This window comes from Isoptericola cucumis, assembly GCF_014635665.1.
GTDB lineage: Bacteria > Actinomycetota > Actinomycetes > Actinomycetales > Cellulomonadaceae > Isoptericola > Isoptericola cucumis.
This window is the reverse complement of record NZ_BMDG01000007.1, coordinates 194,473-216,606: the sequence shown is the minus strand read 5'-3', so window position 1 is coordinate 216,606 and position 22,134 is coordinate 194,473. Positions and strand designations below refer to the sequence as shown.

Below are 22,134 nucleotides of genomic sequence, written 5' to 3'. Positions count from 1 at the left end.
AGGAGGAACCATGCGTGCTCGCACCATGACGGCGGCCGTCGCCGCGACGCTCGTCGCCGGCGTCGGGCTGCTCGGGCCGACGGCGTCGGCCGCACCCGGACCCGCCGCCGAACCCGCACCGGGAACCGCACCGGACAGGTCCACGGCGGCCAGCTGGTACATGGACACCGCCGCCTGGGCCGACGACGGCGACGCCGGCGGGGTGAGCATCTACGAGCAGGCCCTCAAGGACGGCACCTCCCAGTACGTGATGGGCATGTTCGAGGCCCACGGCGAGCACCTGACGATCTGGGACCACCACCCCAACGGCTACCGGTCGATCGTCAGGCTGTGGGTCGGCGGCAGCGGGCCGGCGGTCTTCTTCAGCAACGGCGACGGCACGAAGCGCGAGCTGAACCTGTCGTACGACGAGGGTCAGACCGTGTACCTGCAGGCCTGCACCTCGACGTCCGTGAACGCCGTCTGCACGCCCAAGACCGAGAAGGGCACGTCCTGAGGAGGAATCATGCGACGTCGATCGATGACAACGGTGGCCGCGGCTCTCGCCCTCGCCGGCCTGGGGCTGTCCGCCGGCGCGGCCGGTGCAGCACCGGCCGCCGTGGTGCCGGCCCACCTGGCGCCACAGGCCGGCTGGGGTACCAGCTACTACGCCTGGAACGACCCCGAAGACTCCGGTGGTGTCTCCGTGGCCGAGCAGGCGTACAAGACCACCAGCGACGAGTACGTCCACGGCCGGTTCCGCGCCTACGGCGAGGTCCTGTCGATCTGGGACTACCACGACAACGACCGCAGGTCGGTCGTCAAGCTCTGGGTCGGTGGCAGCGGGCCCGCGGTCTTCTACTCCAAGGGCGACAACAGCTACCGGGAGGTGAACCTGTCGTACGACGAGGGGCAGACCGTGCACATCCAGACGTGCACCTCCGACACGTCCGGGGCCGTCTGCACGGAGAAGTCGAGGGTGCCGGGGGTCAGCTGACCGACCTCGGGTCTACCCCCACGGGTCGTGGGCTGCGGGATTCCGCGGCCCACGACCCGTGCCCGGCGCCGCCACCTGCGCTCTCGACATGCACGACCTGCTCAGGGGCCCGATGATGCGAAGCAGTGACTCTTCGGTCCCCAGCCCCAGGAGTGCGCATGTCGACCACCCGTCCGCCCGTCAGCGCCGACGCCGGGCCAGCGGCCCAGCCCGGGGCGGCCGACGCCCTCCTGCGGCTCGGCAAGCACCTGCGCTCCGGGGAGGTGTCCGACGACCTGCGCCAGCTGTTCCTCACCGGCGGCCGGGAGGGCGACGTCTTCTACCGCGACCGCTGGTCGCACGACAAGGTGGTGCGCTCCACCCACGGCGTGAACTGCACGGGCTCGTGCTCGTGGAAGGTGTACGTCAAGGACGGCATCATCACGTGGGAGACGCAGCAGACGGACTACCCGTCCGTCGGACCGGACTCCCCCGAGTACGAGCCGCGGGGCTGCCCGCGCGGCGCCGCGTTCTCCTGGTACACCTACTCGCCCACGCGGGTGCGCTACCCGTACGTGCGCGGCGTGCTGCTGAACGCGTACCGGGAGGCGAAGGCCGCCGTGGGCGGCGACCCGGTGCTCGCGTGGCAGCGCGTGACCTCCGACCCCGAGACCGCCCGCGCGTACAAGAGCGCGCGCGGCAAGGGCGGCCTGGTGCGCGCCACGTGGGACGAGGCGGCGGAGATCGTCGCGGCGGCGCACGTGCACACCATCAAGACCCACGGGCCGGACCGGGTCGCGGGCTTCTCCCCCATCCCGGCGATGTCGATGGTCTCGCACGGGGTCGGGGCGCGGTTCGTGCAGATGCTGGGCGGCACGATGCTGTCGTTCTACGACTGGTACGCCGACCTGCCGGTCGCGAGCCCGCAGGTGTTCGGCGACCAGACGGACGTGCCCGAGTCGGCGGACTGGTGGAACTCCTCCTACCTCATCATGTGGGGCTCGAACATCCCGGTGACCCGCACCCCGGACGCGCACTTCATGGCCGAGGCGCGCTACCGGGGCACCAAGGTCGTCTCGGTGTCCCCGGACTACGCGGACAACACGAAGTTCGCGGACCAGTGGCTCGCGCCCCAGCCGGGCACGGACGGCGCCCTGGCCATCGCGATGGGGCACGTCATCCTGCGCGAGTTCCTCGTCGAGAAGCGGACCGCGCCGTTCGCCGAGTACCTCAAGCGGTACGCCGACGCGCCGTTCCTGGTGCGCCTCGACCCGGCGCCCGACAGCCAGCAGGACGGCGCGTACACGCCGGGCAAGTTCCTCACGGCGGCGGACGTGGGCGACGACGTCCTGCCCGGCGCGTCCGAGGGGGCGCACCCGCACTTCCGGACGCTGCTGCTGGGCGCGGACGGCGCCGTCGTCGCCCCGAACGGGACGCTGGCCGACCGGTACGGCGAGGCGGGCGAGGGAAAGTGGAACCTCGACCTGGGCGACGTCGACCCGCTGCTGTCGGTGGCGGACGGCGCGGGGGCGGCGCCCGGCGAGCTGGGCGCCGCGGCGGTGCTGCTGCCCCGGTTCGACGTCGTGCCCGAGGCGGGCGCCGACGAGCAGGCGCACCTGGGCGGCAAGGGCGTCATCGCCCGCGGCGTCCCGACCCGGCGCGTGGGCGGGCACCTGGTGTGCACGGTCTTCGACCTGCTGCTCGCGCAGTACGGCGTCGAGCGCACGAGCGACGACATCGGGCTGGACCTGCCCGGCGAGTGGCCCACCGGCTACGACGACGCGACCGCGCCCGGCACGCCGGCCTGGCAGGAGGAGATCACCGGGGTGCGCGCCGAGACGGCCGCGCGGATCGGGCGGGAGTTCGCGGCCAACGCGGAGGACTCCGGCGGCCGGTCGATGATCATCATGGGCGCCGGCGCGAACCACTGGTTCCACTCGGACACGATCTACCGCGCGTTCCTCACGCTCACCACGATCACGGGCTGCCAGGGCGTCAACGGCGGCGGCTGGGCGCACTACGTGGGGCAGGAGAAGTGCCGCCCGATCACCGGCTGGGCGCAGTACGCGGGCGGGCTGGACTGGTCGCGCCCGCCGCGGCAGATGATCGGCACGGGCTGGTTCTACCTCGCGACCGACCAGTGGCGGTACGACGGGATGCCGGCGGACGCGCTCGCCTCGCCCCTGGCCCCCGGCAGGCTCGCGGGACGCACGACGGCGGACGCCCTGGTGGAGTCCGCGCAGCGCGGCTGGATGCCGAGCTACCCCACGTTCGACCGCAACCCGCTGGACCTCGTGGACGAGGCGCGCGCGGCCGGCAAGGAGCCGGAGCAGCACGTGCTCGACAAGCTGCGGTCCGGGGAGCTCAGGTTCGCCTGCGAGGACCCCGACGACCCGGCCAACTTCCCGCGGGTGCTCACCGTGTGGCGGGCCAACATCCTCGGCTCGTCCGGCAAGGGCAACGAGTACTTCCTCAAGCACCTGCTCGGCACGGACGCGGCCGTGCTCGCCGACGAGGCGCCCGAGGGCCGCCGGCCGGCGTCCATGACCTGGCGCGACGAGGCGCCGCGGGGCAAGCTCGACCTGCTCGTCACGCTCGACTTCCGCATGACGAGCACCACGCTGTTCTCGGACGTCGTGCTGCCGGCCGCCACCTGGTACGAGAAGCACGACCTGTCCAGCACGGACATGCACCCGTTCGTGCACTCGTTCAACCCGGCGATCAGCCCGCCGTGGCAGACGCGCACCGACTTCGACACGTTCCACACGCTGGCCGGCCTGGTCTCGCAGATGTCCGAGACCCACCTCGGGGTCCGCGAGGACCTGGTCGCGACCCCGCTGCTGCACGACTCCCCCGACGAGCTCGCGGTGCCGCACGGCACCCTGACCGACGCGGGGGCGCCGATGACCGAGCGCGAGCTGGTGCCCGGCGTCACGATGCCGCGGTTGCAGGTGGTCCAGCGCGACTACCCGGCGTTCGCGGCCCGGATGGCGGCGCTCGGCCCGCTCACGGACACCAAGGGCATGGCCACCAAGGGCGTCGCGTTCATGCCCGACGAGGAGGTGCGCAAGCTCGGCCAGGTCAACGGCGTCGTGGCCTCCGGGCCGGCGGCCGGGCGCCCGCGGCTGGACCGCGACACGCACGCGTGCGAGACGATCCTCGCGCTGTCCGGCACGACGAACGGCCGCCTGGCCGTGCAGGGCTTCGAGCACGTGGAGAAGCGCACCGGGCAGCGGCTGGCGGACCTGGCCCGCGACGACCAGGCCAAGCGCGTCACGTTCCCCGACGTGCAGTCGCGCCCGACGACGGTCATCACGTCCCCCGAGTGGTCCGGCTCGGAGCACGGCGGGCGCCGGTACACGGCGTTCGCCATCAACGTCGAGCGTCTCAAGCCGTGGCACACGCTCACGGGCCGCCAGCACTTCTACCTCGACCACGACTGGATGATCGAGCTCGGCGAGCAGCTGCCCACCTACCGGCCGCCGCTGGACCTGCACCACCTGTTCGGCGACTCGCCCACCCCCGGCGCCACCGACGACGGCACCGCCACCGGGCACGCCGCCGTCGCGGTGCGCTACCTGACCCCGCACTCCAAGTGGTCCATCCACTCGGAGTACCAGGACAACCTGTTCATGCTGTCGCTGTCGCGCGGCGGGCCGAACATCTGGATGAGCCCGCAGGACGCGGCCAAGATCGGCGTCTCGGACAACGAGTGGATCGAGGCGGTCAACCGCAACGGCGTCGTCGTCGCCCGCGCCGTCGTGAGCCACCGCATGCCCGAGGGCACCGTCTACATGCACCACGCCACCGACCGCACCGTCGACGTGCCGCTGTCGGAGACCTCCGGCCTGCGCGGCGGCATCCACAACTCGCTCACGCGCATCCTGCTCAAGCCCACGCACCTCGCGGGCGGGTACGGGCAGCTCACCTACGCGTTCAACTACCTCGGCCCCACGGGCAACCAGCGCGACGAGGTCACCGTCATCCGCCGCCGCAGCCAGGAGGTGCGTTACCAGTGAAGGTCATGGCGCAGATGTCGATGGTGATGAACCTCGACAAGTGCATCGGCTGCCACACCTGTTCCGTCACGTGCAAGCAGGCGTGGACGAACCGCACCGGCACCGAGTACGTCTGGTTCAACAACGTCGAGACCCGGCCCGGGCTGGGGTACCCGCGCACCTACGAGGACCAGGAGACGTGGCAGGGCGGCTGGGTGCGCACCAAGCGGGGCAAGCTCAAGCTGCGCGCCGGCGGGCGGGCGAAGAAGCTCGCGACGATCTTCCACAACCCCAAGCTGCCGTCGATCCACGACTACTACGAGCCGTGGACCTACGAGTACGACATGCTGCTCAGCTCGCCGCAGGGCCAGCACACGCCGGTCGCCAAGCCGAAGTCGCTGCTCAGCGGCGACGACATGTCCATCTCGTGGTCGGCCAACTGGGACGACGACCTCGGCGGGTCGACCGCGACCATGCAGGACGACCCGATCCTCAAGCACATGAGCGAGCACGTCGCCGAGGAGCTCGAGCAGACGTTCATGTTCTACCTGCCGCGCATCTGCGAGCACTGCCTCAACCCCTCGTGCGTGGCCTCCTGCCCCTCGGGCGCGATGTACAAGCGCGTCGAGGACGGCATCGTGCTGGTGGACCAGGACCAGTGCCGCGGCTGGCGCATGTGCGTCACCGGCTGCCCGTACAAGAAGGTCTACTTCAACCACAAGACCGGCAAGGCCGAGAAGTGCACGCTGTGCTACCCGCGCATCGAGGTCGGCCTGCCCACCGTCTGCTCCGAGACGTGCGTGGGCCGCCTGCGCTACCTCGGGCTCGTGCTCTACGACGCCGACCGGGTCGGCGAGGCGGCGGCCACCGAGGACACCCGCGACCTCCTGACGGCGCAGCGGTCGGTGTTCCTCGACCCGAACGACCCCGAGGTGATCGAGGGCGCCCGCCGCGAGGGCATCCCGGACGACTGGATCACCGCGGCCCAGCGCTCGCCGATCTGGAAGCTCATCCACGACTACGAGGTCGCCCTGCCGCTGCACCCCGAGTACCGCACGCTGCCGATGGTCTGGTACATCCCGCCGCTGTCGCCCGTCGTCGACGTGGTCGCGAGCTCCGGCAACGACGGCGAGGACGGGCGCACCCTGTTCGCCGCCATCTCCCAGCTGCGCATCCCGCTGGAGTACCTCGCCGGGCTGTTCACCGCGGGCGACACCGGGCCGGTGGAGCGCGTGCTGCGCAAGCTCGCCGCGATGCGCTCGGGCATGCGGGAGGTCAACCTCGGCCGCGAGTTCCCCGAGGAGACCGCGGCCGCCGTCGGCATGTCCGGCGACCAGGTCCAGGAGATGTACCGGCTGCTCGCCATCGCCAAGTACGAGGAGCGGTACGTCATCCCGACCGCGCACACCGAGGTGGCGCGCGAGCTCGAGGAGATGGCCTGCTCGCTCGACTTCGAGGGCGGGCCGGGCATGGGCGGCGCGGGGCCGTTCGGCTCGTCGTCGGGCACCCCGACGCCGGTCGCGGTGGAGAACTTCCACGCCCTGTCGGCCCGCCAGACCGCCGACTCCCCGTACGGGCCGTCCACCCCTGGGCGGGTGAACCTGCTCAACTGGGACGGCAACGGGCGCCCCTCGGGCCTCTTCCCGCCCGACGAGCCGGGCCCCAGCGGGCCCGGCGGCGGCGAACCGCCCGACGGGCCCGGCTCCCTGCCCGGCGGCCGCCAGGACGCCGCGCCCGACCAGCCGGGCGGCTTCGACGGGAGCGCACGATGAGCCTCGCCTTCCTCCCCCGCCCGGGCGTGCGCGCCAAGCGCCTGGACCCGCTCGCGCCCGTGCCGCTGACCGACCCGCAGCGCGCCGTCGCGCACATGGCCGCGGCCGTGCTGCTGCGCTACCCGGACGCCGAGACCCGGGCCGACGCCGCGACCGTGCGCGCCGCCGTCGGCGACCTGCCCACGCCCGTGCGCGACCGGCTCGCCGGCCTCGCGACCACGCTCACGGACGACACGACGGGCGCGCTGCAGGCGACCTACGTCGCGACGTTCGACCTCAAGCGCCGCTGCGCCATGTACCTGTCCTACTACGCCGCCGGCGACACCCGGCGCCGCGGCGCGGCGCTCGTCCGGTTCGTCGAGGCCTACCGGGCGGCCGGCTTCGAGACCACCGGCGACGAGCTGCCCGACTACCTGCCCACCGTCCTGGAGCTGTCCGCACGCGGCGGCGAGGACGGCGCGCGCATCGCGGCCGCCCTGCTCGGGGCCCACCGCGACGGCATCGAGGTGCTGCGCTCGGCCCTCGCCGCACAGGGCTCGCCGTGGACGGCAGCCGTCGAGGCCGTGTGCCTCACCCTGCCGCCGGTCGACGACGCGACCGCCGCACGCGTCGCCGACCTCGTCACCGCCGGGCCGCCGGCGGAGCTCGTGGGGCTGAGCGGATACGGGAGCGGGGACGACCTGCCGTGGAGCTGACGCGGGGAGCCGACATGGAGCTGACATGGAGCTGACATGGACGTGAGTGCCGACGGGATCATCTTCTGGGTGGTCGTGCCGTACGTGACCTTCGCCGTGCTGGTGGTGGGGTCGATCTGGCGGTACCGCTACGACAAGTTCGGTTGGACCACCCGGTCCAGCGAGCTGTACGAGAAGCGCCTCCTGCGCTACGGCTCGCCGCTGTTCCACTACGGGCTGCTCTTCGTCGTCCTCGGGCACTTCCTCGGCCTGGTGATCCCGAAGTCGTGGACCGAGGCGGTCGGCATCTCGGAGGGCTTCTACCACTTCATCGCCACGTCGATGGGCACGGCCGCGGCGGTCGTCGCCGTGGCCGGGCTGCTCATCCTCATCTACCGGCGCCGCGCGACCGGGCCCGTGTTCCTCGCGACCACGCGCATGGACAAGACCATGTACGTGTTCCTCGCCGGCTCGCTCCTGTCGGGCGCCTGGGCGACCGTCGAGACCCAGATCCTCGCCGGCGGCCACGGCTACGACTACCGGGAGACCATCTCCCCCTGGTTCCGTTCGCTGTGGTACCTGCAGCCGGAGGCCGCGCTCATGGCCGGGGTCCCCGCGGCGTTCCAGGTGCACATCCTCGTGGCGATGCTGCTGTTCGCGCTGTGGCCGTTCACCCGCCTGGTCCATGCGTTCTCCGCGCCGGTGCAGTACCCGTTCCGCCCGTACGTGGTCTACCGGTCCCGGGAGGCGTCGGTGTCCTCGCGGGCGCCCCGTCCCGGCTGGGACCCGTCCGAGACCCCCCGCCGTCACTGAGCCTGCTCGACGCCGAACCAGACCCGGAGGATCGCGATGTCGTCGTCACCCACCGCACCCAGCAGCTCGCCCGAGGCCGCCACGGCGACGCCACCCGGCGCCACCCTGCAGCTGGGCCTCGCGACGATCGGGTTCGCGATCTGCTTCTGGGCGTGGGCGCTGCTCGGCCCGCTGGGCAACAGCTACGGCCAGCTGTACTCGCTGTCCGACTTCGAGGTGTCGGTGCTGGTGGCCGTCCCGGTGATCGTCGGCTCGCTGGGCCGCATCCCGATCGGCGCGCTCACCGACCGCTTCGGCGCCAAGGTGATGTTCCCCCTGTGCAGCGCGCTGACGATCGTGCCCGTGCTGTTCGTCGGGTTCATCGCGAACAGCCTGCCCTGGCTGCTGATCGGCGGGTTCTTCCTCGGGCTGGGTGGCACGACGTTCGCCATCGGCGTGCCGTTCGTCAACAACTGGTACCCGCCGGCGCGCCGCGGCACCGCGATCGGCATCTTCGGCGCCGGCATGGGCGGCACCGCCATCGCCTCGTTCTCCACCGTCCCGATCCGCGACGCGTGGGGCGAGGGCGCCCCGTTCATCATCGTCTCGGTCGCGCTGGCGGTCTTCGCCCTCGTCTCGCGGGCGATGCTGCGCGACTCGCCCGCGTGGTCGCCCGGCAGCGGCGGCGGCATGTGGGCCCGCACCTGGGCGACGCTGAAGATCCCCGCCACGCTGCAGCTCTCGTGGCTGTACGCGATCGGCTTCGGCGGGTTCGTCGCGTTCTCCGTGTACCTGCCGACCTTCCTGCAGAACGCGTACGGCCTCAGCGCCTCCGACGCGTCGTTCCGCACCGCCGGGTTCGTGGTGCTGGCCGTGGTCTGCCGGCCGATCGGCGGCACCCTGTCCGACAAGCTGGGCGGTGTCCCGGTGTCGATCGCCTGCTTCACGGTGGTGACGGTGTTCGCGGCGGTCATCGTCTTCCAGCCCGCGCTGATGCCCGGTGCGACGATCGCGTTCCTCGGGATGGCGGCCGCCCTGGGCGCGTCGTCGGGGGCGACGTTCGCGCTGGTCGCGAAGATGGCGCCGCCCGGGACGGTGGGCGCCGTGACGGGCGTCGTCGGCGCCGCGGGCGGCCTCGGCGGCTTCATCCCGCCGCTCATCATGGGCGCCGTGTACGGCGCGGAGGGCGACTACGGCATCGGGTTCGGGCTGCTGGCCCTCACCGCGCTGCTCACGCTGCTGTTCACGCTGGGGCCGGTGCGCAAGCGCGTGCGCGCGGCCGCGGGATGACCGGCAACACCGCCGACACACGCACGGCCTACGGTGCGTCGATGAGGGTGATCGCATGAGCCCCGGCCGGCAGCAGGCGCGGACCGTCGAGGAGCACGCCGCCGCCGTGCTGGCGCGCGTCGCGCCGCTGCCGGCGGACGACGTCGCCCTGGCCGCGCTGGCCGTCGCCGAGCCGGGCCGCGTGCTGGGCGCCGACGTGCGCGCCGTCGCGCACGTGCCGCCGTTCGACGGCGCGGCGATGGACGGCTACGCCGTGCGCCTCGCGGACCTGCCGCCGGGCGGCGCCACCGTCACCCTGCCCGTCGTGGGGGACGCCCGCCCCGGCTCGCCCGCCGGTGACCGCCAGGAGGGCGAGGGCGCGGGCGGGGCGGTGCGGATCATGACCGGCGCCCCCGTACCCGCCTGGGCCGACTCCGTCGTGCCGGTGGAGCGCACCTCGACGGAGCGCTTCGTCGCCGGCGCGCCCACCACGGAGGGGGAGGTGACCCTCGCGCGCCAGCAGCGCACGCACGTGCGCCACCGCGGCGAGGACGTGCGCCCCGGCGACCTGCTCGCGCGCGCCGGCGACGAGGTGACGCCCGCCCTCGTCGCGGTCGCCGCCTCCGCAGGCCTGGGGTCGCTCCCCGTGCGCCGGCGCCCCCGGGTCGCGGTGCTGTCCACGGGCTCCGAGCTCGTGCCGGCCGGCGACGACCCCGGCGCGGGACGGATCCCCGACTCCAACTCGCTGCTGCTCGCCGGGCTGGTGCGCGCCGCCGGCGCCGACGTCGAGCGCGTCGGCGCCGTCCCGGACGACGCCGACGGCCTGCGCCGCGCCCTCGACCTCGCCGTCGGTGCCCCTGCGGGAGACGCCGCGGGACGGGCGGACCTGGTCGTGACGACGGGCGGGGTCTCGGCGGGCGCGTCGGACGTCGTGCGCGCGGTGCTCGCCGCCCCCGACGCCCGCCTGCGCGACGTCGAGCTCGCGGCCGTGGCGCTGCGTCCCGGCCGGCCGCAGGCCCTCGCGCGGTGGCAGGGCGTGCCCTGGGTCGCCCTGCCCGGGAGCCCGGTCAGCGCGTTCGTCTCGTTCGCGCTGTTCGTGCGGCCGGCCCTCGCCGTCCTCGCCAGCCGCGCGCCGGCCCGGCCCGTGCGCCGCCGCGTCGCGTCCGCCTGGCCCAGCCCGCCGGGCCGGGTGCACGTCGTGCCGGTGCGCACGCTGCCCTCCGGCGAGGTCGAGCGCGCCGTCTCGCCCGCCGGGGCCGGGCTCCGGGCCGGCGGTCCCCGCCCTGCCGTGGGCGGCCACGCGGCCTCCGCGCTGCTCGGCGCCGACGCCCTCGCCCTCGTGCCCGCCGACGCCGAGAAGGTCGAGGCCGGAGACGAGGTCGACGTCCTGCCGCTGGGCGGCGCGACGTGACCGGCACGGCGCCCGAGGGCGACGACCGGTTCGACGCGGTCGTCCTGGCCGGCGGCCGCGCGAGCCGGCTCGGCGGCGTGCCCAAGCCGACGGTCGTGGTCGACGGGGCGACCCTCCTCGACCACGCGCTCGCCGCGGCGGGCGACGCCGTCCGCACCGTCGTCGTCGGGCCGGAGCCCGACCGCCCCAGCGGGACGCGGGAGGTGCTGCGCACCCGCGAGGACCCGCCGTTCGGCGGCCCGGTGGCCGGCCTGGACGCCGGCCTGCGGGCGCTGGCTCGCGACGCGCGCCCCGGGCCGCCGGCGCCGTGGGTGCTGGTGCTCGCCGTCGACGTACCCCGGGCGCGGGACGCCGTGCCACGCCTGCGCCGCGCGATCGCCCAGGACGCGGCTCGCGACGGCGCCCACCTCGTGCGCGCCGGGCGCGCGCAGTGGCTGGTGGGGCTGTACCGGCACGAGGCGCTGCGCGACGCGCTCGACGCGCTCGACGCGCTCGCCGGCCCTGACGGCCTGCACGGGGAGCCGGTGCGGCGCCTGGTCTCCCGCCTCGCGTGCGCCGAGGTCGACGACCCGGACGGCGTGAGTGCGGACGTCGACACCTGGGACGACGTCCGACGCCTTACGGTGGGAGACCACGACGACGTGACGCCCCGCGACACGAAGAGCCTCGGGAGGAACCTATGACCGACCAGACGCCCCGCGGCAGCGAGCCGGGATCCACCGTGCTGGACCGGTGGGTCGACGCGCTCGAGGCGGAGCTCGGTCTGCCCCCGGGGACCGTGGACGTGGGGGCGGTGCTCGACCTCGCCCGCGACGCCGCGCACCAGGTCGCGCGGCCCGCCGCGCCGGTGAGCACCTACGCCGCCGGGTACGCGGCCGGGCTGGCCGCGGCGGGCGGGAGCGGCGCCGCCGGGGGTGCCGACGGTGCCGACGGTGCCCACGGTGCCGACGAGGTCATCCGGCGTGCCGCCGCCTTCGCGCTGGGCTGGCAGGACGCCGGCCCGGGCGCGGCGACGCCGGCCGAGCAGCCGGCCGGGGAGCCCCGATGACCACGGTCTCGCTGGGGATGCCGACGCCGCGCTCGGCGCCGCAGGTCGGGCCGGTCGCGCTGCCGTCCGACCGGCCGGCGACCTCCGGATTGGTGGACACGTTCGGGCGCGTCGCGACCGACCTGCGCGTCTCCCTCACCGACCGCTGCAACCTGCGCTGCACGTACTGCATGCCGGCCGAGGGCCTGCCCGCCCTGCCGAAGGACTCGGTCATGACGCGCGAGGAGATCGTGCGCCTGGTCGGCATCGCCACCCGCGACCTGGGGGTCCGTCAGGTGCGGTTCACCGGCGGCGAGCCGCTGCTGCGCCGCGACCTGGTCGACATCGTGCGCGACTGCGGGGCCCTCCCCCACCGGCCGGAGCTGAGCCTCACGACGAACGCGGTCGGGCTGGAGTCCCGCGCGGGCGCGCTGCGCGACGCCGGGCTGGACCGGGTCAACGTCTCGCTCGACACCCTCGACCCCGACACGTTCGCGACGCTGGCCCGCCGCCCGTTCCTCGAGCGCACCCTGGCCGGGATCGACGCCGCGGCCGCCGTCTTCGACCTCGTGAAGATCAACGCCGTGCTGGTGCGCGGCGTCAACCTCGACCACGCGGCCGACCTGCTGACGTGGTGCCTCGGGCACGGGTTCGAGCTGCGCTTCATCGAGCAGATGCCGCTCGACGCCGACCATTCCTGGGACCGGGCCGCGATGGTCACCGCGGCCGAGGTGCGCGACCAGCTGGGCGAGCGCTTCGTCCTCGAGCCCGACGAGGAGCCGCGCGACGGGGCCCCTGCCGAGCGGTTCGTCGTGCGGGCCCGCACCGGTGCCCGCGACCGGCTCGGGCGCGTCGGCATCATCGCCTCGGTGACCGAGCCGTTCTGCGCCGACTGCCGGCGCACCCGCCTCACCGCCGAGGGCGGGGTGCGCGACTGCCTGTTCGCGCACTCCGAGACCGACCTGCTCGGCCCGCTGCGCGCCGGCGCCGGCGACGACGTGCTCGCCGACCTGTGGCGGCGCGCCATGTGGGGCAAGCAGGCCGGGCACGGCATGACCGACACGGGCTTCGGCGAGGGTTTCACCCAGCCCGAACGCACGATGAGCACCATCGGAGGATGAGGACGCGATGACGACACCGACCACCACGACCCCGACCACCCCGGCCGGCACCGCACCTGCCGTCGTCGAGCTGCGGTACTTCGCCGCCGCGCGCGCCGCGCTGGGCCGCTCGACCGAGACGCTGGCGCTCGACCCGGGGCGGTCCGTGGCCACGGAGACCACCGTCGCGGACGTCGTCGCGCGCCTCGCGGCGGCGACGCCGTCCGCCGCGCCGGTGCTGGCCCGCTGCTCCGTGCTGCTGGACGGACGCCGCGCGGCACCGACCGACGTCGTGCCGGCCGGGTCGCGGCTCGACCTGCTGCCGCCCTTCGCCGGCGGCTGACGGGCGACCGACCCCTCAGGCCTCCCACTCGAGCAGCGTCACCGAGTGGGGCGGGAAGGTGAACGCGCCGTCCTCGAGCGTGACGTCGCGAGGGCCGCTCAGCGTCACGCGGTCCGGCTCGCCGAGGGAGTTCACCGCGAACAGGTCGTCGACGTCGGCGCCGATCTGGCGGCAGCGGGCCACGGCAGGCGCCGGACGCCCCAGGTCCAGGCGGGCGGTGATCGCCTCCGTGGGAGACCGGTTGATCGCGGCGACGAAGATCCGGCGGCCGTCCTCGCTCGTCGACACCGCGACGTCGAGGAGGCCGACCACGGTGGGCGTCACGCGGAACGACCCGTCCGCACGACGCTCGTCCCCCTCGCGCAGCGGGTGGGTGACGGCGGGGCCGTCCACCCGCACGGGCACGTGCACCGGGCCGGTGTGGTTCTGGTACAGGTCCCACACGTGGAAGGTGCTCGACCGGACGACCCCGTCCGGACGTACTGCCAGCAGGCCGTTGGCGTTGACGAGGTTCACGGTGTTGGCCATGGTCACCGGCACGTCGAGGACGCTCGCGCGATGCATCGCGTGGAAGACCCCGGCGTAGAACAGGGCGTCGGCGAGCGTCCGCGGGCTGTACCGGTTGACCCGGTGCAGCTGGTCGTCCGGGTACGGACCGCCGCCCGCGTCCCGGTCCGCGACGCCGCCGTCGGCTCCCGGGGCAGGCTCGGGCCAGGCGTCCGGCTCCACGTGGCGGATGTTCCACTCGTCCATCGCGATGGCGAGCGGACGGGTGCGGCCGTGGGCCGCCTGGACGTGTGCGACGAGCTCGGCCTGGTCGTGGATCGCCCGCTCGACGAAGCACGCCTGGGCGACGACCGCCTCGTACTCCTGGACGCTCGGGTCGACGAGGTGGCGGCTCGCCCCGTACAGGTGCAGCGACACCCAGTCGACGACGTCGCCGAGGCCGGCGACGACCTGCCGTGTCCACTCCCGGCTCTCCTGGCCGACGGCGACGAAGCGGAGCCGCGGATCGACGGCCCGCATGAACCGCGCGTGCTCCGCAGCGTCGCGGACGTACTCCTCGACCGGGCGGTGGCCCATCTGCCAGCGGCCGTAGACCTCGTTGCCGAGCCCCCAGATGGTGACGTCGTGCGGCGCGGCCGAGCCGTCGGCCGCGCGCCGCCGGGTCAGCTCCGTGTCGCCGCCGTAGTTCGTGTACTCCACCCACCGCACGGCGTCGTCGACCGACCGCGCGCTGTGCGCGAGGTACGGCTCGGCGCCGACGGCCTCGCACCACGCGAGGAACTCCGGGGTGCCGAACCGGTTGGACTCCTCCGAGCCCCACGCGAGCTCGAGCCTGCGGGGCCGGTCGTCGCGCGGCCCGGTGCCGTCCTGCCACCAGTACGGCGACGTGAAGTTCCCGCCCGGCCACCGCACCACCGGCAGCCCGAGCTCACGGCACGCCTCGATGACGTCCGACCGACAGCCCTGCAGCGGTCCCGGGCCGCCGACCGCGAGCTCGGAACCCTCGTCGAAGACCCCGCCCTCGATGTTGCCGAAGAAGGCCGACTCCAGGAAGTGTCCGTAGATGCGGCGGTCGATCCGGGGCCGGGACCCCGGTGCGGTCGTCGTGTCGATCCTGACGGTGGCGTGGTTCATCGGTTCCTCTCGGTGGTGCGGGTGCGGCGGTGCTGGAGTGCGTTCGGGGGTGGAGAGGGGCAACGGCTCAGGCCTTCACCCCGCCCTGGGAGACGCCCTCGATGATGTAGCGCTGCGCCACGACGTAGACGACGAGCACCGGGACGCTGGCCACCACGGCGCCGGCCATGAGGAGGTCGAAGCGGGACGCGAACTCGCCCTGGAGCTGCGCGAGCCCGGCGGGCAAGGTCAGCATGTCGGTGCTGAACAGCACGAACACCGGCCACAGGAAGTCGTTCCAGCTCGACAGGAAGGCCAGGACCGCGAGGGTCGCGACGGCCGGCTTCGCCAGCGGCAGCATCATGTGCCAGAAGATCTGCCACTGGTTCGCCCCGTCGATCCGGGCCGCCTCCTCGATGGCCGGGTTGACCGCCAGGAAGAACTGCCGCAGGAAGATCACGCCGAAGGCGCCTGCGGCGGACGGGACGACGAGGGACGCGTAGCTGTTGAGCCAGCCGAGCTCGTTGACGATCAGGAAGTGCGGGATCAGGAAGATCACCCCGGGCACGAACATCGTCGCCAGCACCAGCCCGAGCATCGTGCGCCGGAAGGGGAACTCCAGCCGGGCGAGGGCATAGGCCGCCGTGGTGGAGATCGTCACCACCAGGGCGCTGTGCAGCAGAGCCACGAGGAGGCTGTTGCCGAGCCAGCGGAGCACCGGCAGGCGGGCGCTGCCCAGGATCTCGCGGTAGGCGGCCAGCGTCGGCTCCTGCGGCACGAGAGAGAAGTCGAGCGAGTTCGCCTCCTCGACCGACTTGAACGACGTCGAGACCATCAGGAGCAGCGGGACCACGAACACCGCCGTCAGCGCGAGGACGGTCAGGCCGAGCACCAGCCGCCGCGGCCGGCGGCGGACGCGCGGGGGCGGTGGCGGTGGCGGCACGACGGGCCCCGCGGGGCCACGGTTCACGGGAGTCACCTCGGTCGAGCTCATTGCTCCAGGTCACCGACCTTCCGGAAAGCGAGCAGCACCAGCGCACTGACGACGACGAGGCTCACGGCGAGGATCATGCTCATCGCCGACGAGGTCCCGATGTCGAAGCCCTCGATGCCGGTCTGCGCGATGAAGCCGATGGCCGTCCTCGTGTCGGTGCCCGGCTGCTCCTGGGTGATCAGCGCTGACTGGCCGTACATGTTGGCGCACGCGATGATCGTGATGGTCACGACGAACTGCAGCACGCGCCGGATCCCCGGCAGCGTCACGGCGAGGAACCGCCGCCACGCCCCGGCGCCGTCGATCGTCGCCGCCTCGTAGAGGTCCTTGGGGATGTCCTGCAGCGCCGCCAGGTAGATGACGGCGTTGAACCCCACCGTCCACCAGACCGTGACGCCGATGAGGGCGACCCATCCCGCAGGGAGCGTCGTCGTCCAGGCGATGTCGCCCGGCAGCCCGACGGCGCGCAGCAGCTGGTTGACCGGCCCCAGCTGGCGGTCCAGCAGGTAGTGCCACAGCAGCCCGACGACGGCGACGCCGAACACGTACGGCGCAAAGTAGACGGCCCGGAAGAACGTCCGCCCGGGGAACTTCTGGTGCAGCAGCAGGGCGAGGGCCAGCGGGATCACGATCAGCAGCGGGGCGGACCCGGCGGAGAAGATCCCGGTGGCCTGCATGCCCTTCCAGAACTCCACGCTCGTGACGGACGTGCCGGCGAAGAGCTCCGCGTAGTTGTCCCCGCCGACCCACGGCCGGCCGGGCAGCCCGAGGCTCCACCGGTGCAGGCTCGCCCAGACGGCGGAGCCGACGGGGACGATGACGAAGACGACGAACAGCGCGAAGAACGGCAGGAGGAAGGCGAGCGCCGTCCACGGGCTGTTGCGCCGCAGGGGTCGCCGCGTCGTCACGTCGGGCGGGTCGTCGAGGCGGCGCGCCTCGTGGCCCGTCATCAGCTGTGTCATGAGCAGGTCTCCCGTTCAGCTCTTCAGGAGCTCGTTGGTCTCGTCCAGCTCTTCCTGCGCGGTGGCCTGCGCGAACTCGAGCGCCTCGGTCGGGTCGACCCCACCGAGCACCGCCTCGCCGACCGCGCGCTGCCAGCTGTTCGCTGCGATCACCCGCGACTGCGGGATCTGCGGCAGGAACACGGTGGCCGCGAAGTTCTCCTCGGTCGCCAGCGCCGCCTGCGGGGAGGAGCGGAACGCCTCCCCGGCCCGCACCGTCGCCCGGGCAGGCGTGTTTCCCGAGGCGATCCACGGCTCGGAGTGGCGGCTGACCCAGTCGACGAAGGTCTGGGCGGCGTGCGCCACGTCCTCGTCGGCCTGCGACTGGTCCGTCAGGACGAGGTGGTGCGAGTTGGCGAAGACGCCCGGCTCCGGCCCGATCCGGGGGAACGGGGCGACGCCCCACTCGAGGTCGGGCGCGGTGAGCGTCAGGTCGGGGATGGTCGCCGGCAGGTCGGCGAGCACCGCCGCCGAGCCGTTCTTGAGCGGGGGCCGTGGGTCGGTGGCACCGGCCGGGCTGACCCCGGAGGAGATCTGCTCCACCATCCACTCGAGCGCCGCCACCGCGGCCGGCGAGGCGATCTCGGCCCGGGTGCCCGTCTCGTCGAAGAGCCGGCCGCCGAACTGGGGCAGCAGCGACGCGAACATCTGCCACGAGGGCGTCACCCAGAACGGGTGCTCGATCCCCGCGTCCTGCAGCGCCGCCATGGTCGTGCCGAACTCGGCCCCGTTGGCGATCGCGCCCGGGACCCCGGCGTCCGCGAGCACGGGCACGTTCCAGTACTGGCCCATCGTCAGGACGTCGAGCGGGATGCCGAGACGCCTCCCGTCGTACACCCCGTTGCGCCAGACGGCGGGGACGAAGTCGTCCCCGTCCAGCTCGAGCCCGTCCGCCAGCTCGTCGAGGGGGACGAGGGTGCCCCGGGCGGCGAAGGTCGCGAGCTGGTCGAGGTGCATGATCGCGACGTCGGGCCCCTCCCCGGCGCCCACGGCGGGCACCACCTTCGTGTAGAGGCTGTCGGCGGGGAGGGAGGTCATGACGACCCGGATGCGCGGGTGAGCCACGTTGAACCGGTCCACGATCTCTCCCATCGCAGGCCCGTCGCCCCCGGTGAACGGGTTCCAGAACTCGAGCCGCACCTGCGGTCCGCGGTACTCCCCCGGCCGGAACACGGCCTGGTCGCGGGCCCCGCCGGCGTCCACGGACGCTGAGCACCCGGCCAGGGCGGTGAGGCCCAGCGCCCCGAGGAACGCGCGGCGCGAGAGCGGTCTCGTCGTCATCACGTCATGGTGGACGCTGGGAAATTTTCCGTAAATGTCTGGCAGAACGCAGGTTCCGGTGAGCGGATATCCTGCGTGCGGCGGTCACCACCACACGCCCGGCCTTGCGAAGGACACACATGCCCCGTCGAGTCACGCCCCATCGAGTCACGCCCGCTCGAGCACGTGCTCAGGTCCGCGGGCGCGTCGGCGCGTTCGTCGTCGTCGCGGCCCTGGCGCTGGCCGGTTGCTCGTCCGAGGCGCCCGATACCGCACCCGGTGCCGCATCTCCCGGTGCGGCGGAGGGAGGGGTGCTCGCCGAGCATGGGCTGGAGGGCCTGGATGCTCGGCAGATCATCGATCGGCTCGACGCGATGCCTGTCGCCGAGCGACCCACGGACCTGGTGGCGTCGGTGCGCCCGAACGAGGTCGTCGTCACTGACGATCAGCAGCACGAGTCGAGCGTGCCGATGACGTCCGACGAGTTCTACGTCTCCGTGGCCCCCTACGTGGACCAGACGCACGAGTGCTACTTCCACAGCCTCACCACGTGCCTCGGCGAGCTGCAGAACGCGAGCGTCGGGGTCACGGTCACCGACGACGCGACGGGGGAGGTGCTGATCGACGAGGCGAGGCAGACCTTCGACAACGGGTTCGTCGGCCTGTGGTTGCCGCGTGGCATCGACGCGACGATCTCGATCGAGCACGACGGTCGCGCCGGGACCTCACGAGTCTCCACCGGCGGCGACGAGGACGCGACCTGCCTGACCTCCCTGCAACTGACCTCACCACTGACCTGACCCGGGACGCCGGCCCCGGGGCCCCGTGCGCGCGACGGTCACCGCGCGACCGGTCGGACGTCCCGCCAGCCGTCGTCGGCGAGCAGCCGCGCCGCGCCGCGCGAGCGGAGCCCGGTGGGGCAGACCACGACGACGGGCGCGTGGGCCGGGTGCCCCAGGAGCTCGGGCGGGTAGTCGCCGGCGGCGAGATCCTCCAGCCGCACCCACACCGCGCCCTCGAACCGGTCGCCGAGCGTCCCCGCGACCGGCCCGACGTCGAGCACCAGCGCCCCCTCCGCTGTCTCCCCGGCCGCCCGGCCCCCCGTGGGCGCGCCGTCCCGGGGCCCAGGCGTCGCCGTCGCCACCGGGCTCGTGTCGACAGCGTCCGGCGCAGGCGGGGCGAGGTCGACGGCGTCCCACGCGGACGTGCGCGCGTCGTAGACCAGCAGCCGGCCGAGGGCCACGTCCCCCGCGCCGGTGAGCAGCTTCACGGCCTCGACGGCCATCGTCGCGCCGACGACGCCGCACGCCGGCCCGAGCACGCCGACGGTCTCGCACGACTCGCCGTCCTCGTCCGGACGGGGCCCGAAGACGTCCGGGTAGGTGATCGCCCGGCCGTCCGGCGCCGCGGACCACCACACCGCCACCTGCCCGTCCCAGCCGAGCACCGTGCCCCACACGACCGGCAGCCCCAGGGCGGCGGCCGCGTCCGAGACGGCGTACCGGGTGGCGAACGTGTCCGAGCCGTCGACGACGACGTCGTACCCGCCCAGCATCCCCCGCGCGGTGGCGTCGTCCAGGTGCTGCACGTGCTCGACGACCTCGACGGAGGGGTTCAGCAGGCGCAGCGACTCCGCCGCGGACGTGGTCTTGGGACGCCCGACGTCGCCCGCCCCGTGCAGCACCTGGCGCTGCAGGTTCGAGGTCTCGACGACGTCGTCGTCCACGACGCCCAGCGTGCCGACGCCGGCCGCGGCGAGGTACTGGAGCGCGGGCGACCCGAGCCCGCCCGCCCCGACGACGAGCACCCGCGCCCCCGCCAGCCGCGCCTGCGCCTGCGGCCCGAAGCCGTCGAGCAGGAGCTGACGGGACACGCGACGCCGTTCGCCCGCGGGCAGGTCGCCGCGGGCGGGCACGAGCGGGTCGAGCGGCACCCGGCTACCCCGCCCGGCCGTCCCGGTGCGCGCGGATCGCGGCGGCGGCCTGCGGCAGCACGTCCGCGAGGTCGCCGACGACGGCGAAGTCGCAGATCTCGAAGATCGGCGCCTCCGGGTCGGAGTTCACGGCGACGATCACCTGCGCGGCCTGCATGCCTCCGCGGTGGTGCGGCGCGCCGGAGATGCCCGCGCCGACGTAGAGGCGCGGCGCGACGGTGACGCCCGTCTGCCCGACGTACCGGTCGAACCAGCCCTCGAAGACGGCGTCGCGCGAGGCACCGACCGCGGCGCCGAGCGCGTCGGCGAGCTCCTCGACCGGGCCGAAGTCGCCGCCGGTGCCCCGCCCGCCGGCCACGACGACCGCCGCCTCCTCCAGCGTGGGCCGGCCCTCGGTGCGGGCCTTCGGGGTCCGGCCGGAGACGGTCGGCAGCGGCGCGGCGCCGTCGAGGCTGACGGCGAAGCCCTCGACCTCGGTGGGGACGGCGGCCGTCGCCGGCTCGGGCACGACGGCGTTCGAGCGCACGGTGAGCACGGCGACCTCGGCGGTCACGGCGCACCGGGTGTCCCAGGCGCCGGCGAAGACCCGCTTGCCCGCGACCAGCCGGCCGTCGTCGTCGGTGCCGACGGACGCGGCGTCGATGACGAGGCCCGCGCCGAGGGCGTGCGCGGCGAGGGCCGCGGCCTCCTTGGCGGCGAAGGTCGCGGGGGCGAGGACGACGTCCGCGTCGGTGCGGCGCACGGCGGCGGCCAGCGCGGCACCGACGACGGCGGGCAGGTGCCGGGCGTCCGGCCCCCCGGCGGCGTCGAGCGCCTCCTGGGGCAGCTCCGCCTGCCGCACCGTCTCGACGCCGTACGCGCCGAGCTGGGCGAGCACCTCGACGGTCGGGGCCTCGAGCGTCACGGCCTCGACGCGCCCGAGGGAGCGGGCGAGGGTGAACAGCTCCAGCACGCTGGAGCGCACCTCGGTGGCGGGGTCGAGCAGCACCAGGACGGTGCGGTTCGCGGCGGGCACGGGCGCGGACTCGGTCTGCGTGGGCGTGGTCTGCGTGGGTCCGGTCATGGCGTTCTCCCTCAGACCAGCTCGTGACGGATCAGGTACGCGGCGAGGGCGGCTCCGCCCTCGCCCTTGTCGGTCACCAGCTCGACCTCGGGGCGCGGCGGCCGCTCGGCGGCGCTCAGGGCCTCGGTGCGCGCGCCGGCGGCGCCGACGGCCGCCCCCTCCAGGCCCAGGTCGGCGGCCGACCAGGCCTCGATCTCCTTGCTGCGGGCCGCCATGATCAGCTTGAAGTTCGGCATGCGGGGCGTGTTCGCCGTGTCCGCGACCGACAGCACCGCCGGCAGCGGGGCCGACATCGACTCCGTCGCCTCGTCCGTCTCGCGGGTGATCGACAGCGTGCCGCCGTCGAGGGACACCGACTTCGCGAGCGTCAGCGCCGGGCGGCCCAGCTCGGCGGCCACCAGCGCCGGCACGACCGACCCGAGCCCGTCGAGCGCCGCCATGCCCGTGATGACCAGGTCGACGGGGGCACCCTCCGCCTCGAGCCTCCGCACGCCGGCCGCGAGCGCCGCGGCCGTGCCGAAGTAGTCCGACCCGGCGAGCGCGTCGTCCGTCACCCGCACGCCGCGGTCCACGCCCATCTGGAACGCCTTGCGCAGCGCGACGTCCCCCGTGGCCGGCGCCACGCTCAGCGCGACGACCTCGCTGCCCGCACGGTCGTCGTCCGACAGCCCGTCGAGGATCCGCAGCGCCGCCTCGATCGCGTTCTCGTCGAGCTCGTTGAGCGTGCCGACCGACGGGTCCCGGTCCACGCGACAGCCCTCGAAACGCCGTTCCGCATTGATGTCCGGCACGTACTTCACGGTGACGACGATGCGCACGGGCGACGACCTCCAGCTCGCGTATGACCTCGCGGATACAGCAGATATGACCGGGTCGAGCCTACCCGCGGCGCGTCCTGGCGGGCACCGCGTCCGCGGGCGGA

20 protein-coding genes are annotated in these 22,134 nt (G+C 73.9%); 13 read left to right on the top strand and 7 right to left on the bottom strand.

Annotation, left to right across the window (positions count from 1 at the left end; translation table 11 throughout):
* The first annotated feature begins 10 nt into the window (after window positions 1-10).
* From IEW03_RS12065 to IEW03_RS12015, 12 genes are all read left to right on the top strand, one after another.
* Entirely contained in the window at window positions 11-496 is a 486-nt protein-coding gene (locus IEW03_RS12065; protein WP_188523925.1) for a hypothetical protein, read from the top strand.
* A gap of 9 nt (window positions 497-505) precedes the next feature.
* Entirely contained in the window at window positions 506-976 is a 471-nt protein-coding gene (locus tag IEW03_RS12060; protein WP_188523924.1) for a hypothetical protein, read from the top strand.
* A 158-nt stretch (window positions 977-1,134) separates the two neighbouring features.
* Window positions 1,135-4,974 (top strand): nitrate reductase subunit alpha, encoded by a 3,840-nt coding sequence (locus IEW03_RS12055; RefSeq protein ID WP_188523923.1) that lies wholly within the window; start codon window positions 1,135-1,137, stop codon window positions 4,972-4,974.
* Entirely contained in the window at window positions 4,971-6,725 is a 1,755-nt protein-coding gene (gene narH, locus IEW03_RS12050; RefSeq protein WP_188523922.1) for a nitrate reductase subunit beta, read from the top strand. The genes IEW03_RS12055 and narH overlap by 4 nt, the downstream gene beginning before the upstream one ends.
* A complete protein-coding gene (gene narJ / locus IEW03_RS12045; protein ID WP_188523921.1) occupies window positions 6,722-7,420 on the top strand; it encodes a nitrate reductase molybdenum cofactor assembly chaperone in 699 nt (232 codons plus the stop codon). The genes narH and narJ overlap by 4 nt, the downstream gene beginning before the upstream one ends.
* 36 nt (window positions 7,421-7,456) lie before the next feature.
* The gene (gene narI / locus IEW03_RS12040) at window positions 7,457-8,212 is read left to right on the top strand and encodes a respiratory nitrate reductase subunit gamma (RefSeq protein ID WP_229737946.1); all 756 of its coding nucleotides are present in this window, start codon (window positions 7,457-7,459) and stop codon (window positions 8,210-8,212) included.
* Between the two features lie 36 nt (window positions 8,213-8,248).
* Window positions 8,249-9,481 carry an MFS transporter gene (locus IEW03_RS12035; RefSeq protein ID WP_188523920.1) on the top strand — a complete coding sequence of 411 codons (1,233 nt, stop codon included), beginning with the start codon at window positions 8,249-8,251 and terminating at the stop codon, window positions 9,479-9,481.
* Window positions 9,482-9,536: 55 nt separating this feature from the next.
* Complete coding sequence (locus IEW03_RS12030; protein ID WP_188523919.1) at window positions 9,537-10,871, top strand: molybdopterin molybdotransferase MoeA; 1,335 nt, start codon at window positions 9,537-9,539, stop codon at window positions 10,869-10,871.
* Window positions 10,868-11,554, top strand: coding sequence for a molybdenum cofactor guanylyltransferase (mobA, locus tag IEW03_RS12025; protein ID WP_229737945.1), 687 nt, complete (start codon window positions 10,868-10,870; stop codon window positions 11,552-11,554). Before IEW03_RS12030 ends, mobA begins: the two co-directional genes overlap by 4 nt.
* Complete coding sequence (locus IEW03_RS20425; RefSeq protein WP_229737944.1) at window positions 11,551-11,919, top strand: DUF6457 domain-containing protein; 369 nt, start codon at window positions 11,551-11,553, stop codon at window positions 11,917-11,919. Before mobA ends, IEW03_RS20425 begins: the two co-directional genes overlap by 4 nt.
* Entirely contained in the window at window positions 11,916-13,019 is a 1,104-nt protein-coding gene (moaA, locus tag IEW03_RS12020; protein WP_229737943.1) for a GTP 3',8-cyclase MoaA, read from the top strand. Before IEW03_RS20425 ends, moaA begins: the two co-directional genes overlap by 4 nt.
* Window positions 13,020-13,026: 7 nt before the next feature.
* A complete protein-coding gene (locus IEW03_RS12015; RefSeq protein ID WP_188523918.1) occupies window positions 13,027-13,341 on the top strand; it encodes a MoaD/ThiS family protein in 315 nt (104 codons plus the stop codon).
* Between the two features lie 15 nt (window positions 13,342-13,356).
* Here the strand turns inward: IEW03_RS12015 and IEW03_RS12010 are convergent, their stop codons facing one another.
* From IEW03_RS12010 to IEW03_RS11995, 4 genes are all read right to left on the bottom strand, one after another.
* Window positions 13,357-14,982 carry an alpha-L-arabinofuranosidase family protein gene (locus IEW03_RS12010; protein WP_188523917.1) on the bottom strand — a complete coding sequence of 542 codons (1,626 nt, stop codon included), beginning with the start codon at window positions 14,980-14,982 and terminating at the stop codon, window positions 13,357-13,359.
* 67 nt (window positions 14,983-15,049) lie between these two features.
* Window positions 15,050-15,931: a carbohydrate ABC transporter permease gene (locus tag IEW03_RS12005; RefSeq protein WP_229737942.1), complete on the bottom strand. Its 882-nt coding sequence runs from the start codon at window positions 15,929-15,931 to the stop codon at window positions 15,050-15,052.
* Between the two features lie 20 nt (window positions 15,932-15,951).
* Complete coding sequence (locus tag IEW03_RS12000; RefSeq protein WP_229737941.1) at window positions 15,952-16,917, bottom strand: carbohydrate ABC transporter permease; 966 nt, start codon at window positions 16,915-16,917, stop codon at window positions 15,952-15,954.
* 15 nt (window positions 16,918-16,932) lie between these two features.
* Window positions 16,933-18,237 (bottom strand): extracellular solute-binding protein, encoded by a 1,305-nt coding sequence (locus IEW03_RS11995; protein ID WP_188523915.1) that lies wholly within the window; start codon window positions 18,235-18,237, stop codon window positions 16,933-16,935.
* Between the two features lie 290 nt (window positions 18,238-18,527).
* Between IEW03_RS11995 and IEW03_RS11990 the strand changes: the two genes are divergently transcribed.
* A complete protein-coding gene (locus IEW03_RS11990; RefSeq protein WP_308808211.1) occupies window positions 18,528-19,016 on the top strand; it encodes a CueP family metal-binding protein in 489 nt (162 codons plus the stop codon).
* Between the two features lie 38 nt (window positions 19,017-19,054).
* On the opposite strand, the gene IEW03_RS11985 is transcribed toward IEW03_RS11990, so the two are convergent.
* Genes IEW03_RS11985 through IEW03_RS11975 form a run of 3 tightly spaced genes read right to left on the bottom strand, consistent with a single transcriptional unit; the run spans window position 19,055 to window position 22,030 of the window.
* The gene (locus tag IEW03_RS11985; RefSeq protein ID WP_188523913.1) at window positions 19,055-20,149 is read right to left on the bottom strand and encodes a HesA/MoeB/ThiF family protein; all 1,095 of its coding nucleotides are present in this window, start codon (window positions 20,147-20,149) and stop codon (window positions 19,055-19,057) included.
* A gap of 4 nt (window positions 20,150-20,153) precedes the next feature.
* On the bottom strand, window positions 20,154-21,212 hold the full coding sequence (locus tag IEW03_RS11980) for an electron transfer flavoprotein subunit alpha/FixB family protein (RefSeq protein WP_188523912.1): 1,059 nt from the start codon (window positions 21,210-21,212) through the stop codon (window positions 20,154-20,156).
* An 11-nt stretch (window positions 21,213-21,223) separates the two neighbouring features.
* Complete coding sequence (locus IEW03_RS11975; protein WP_188523911.1) at window positions 21,224-22,030, bottom strand: electron transfer flavoprotein subunit beta/FixA family protein; 807 nt, start codon at window positions 22,028-22,030, stop codon at window positions 21,224-21,226.
* Window positions 22,031-22,134 lie beyond the last annotated feature (104 nt).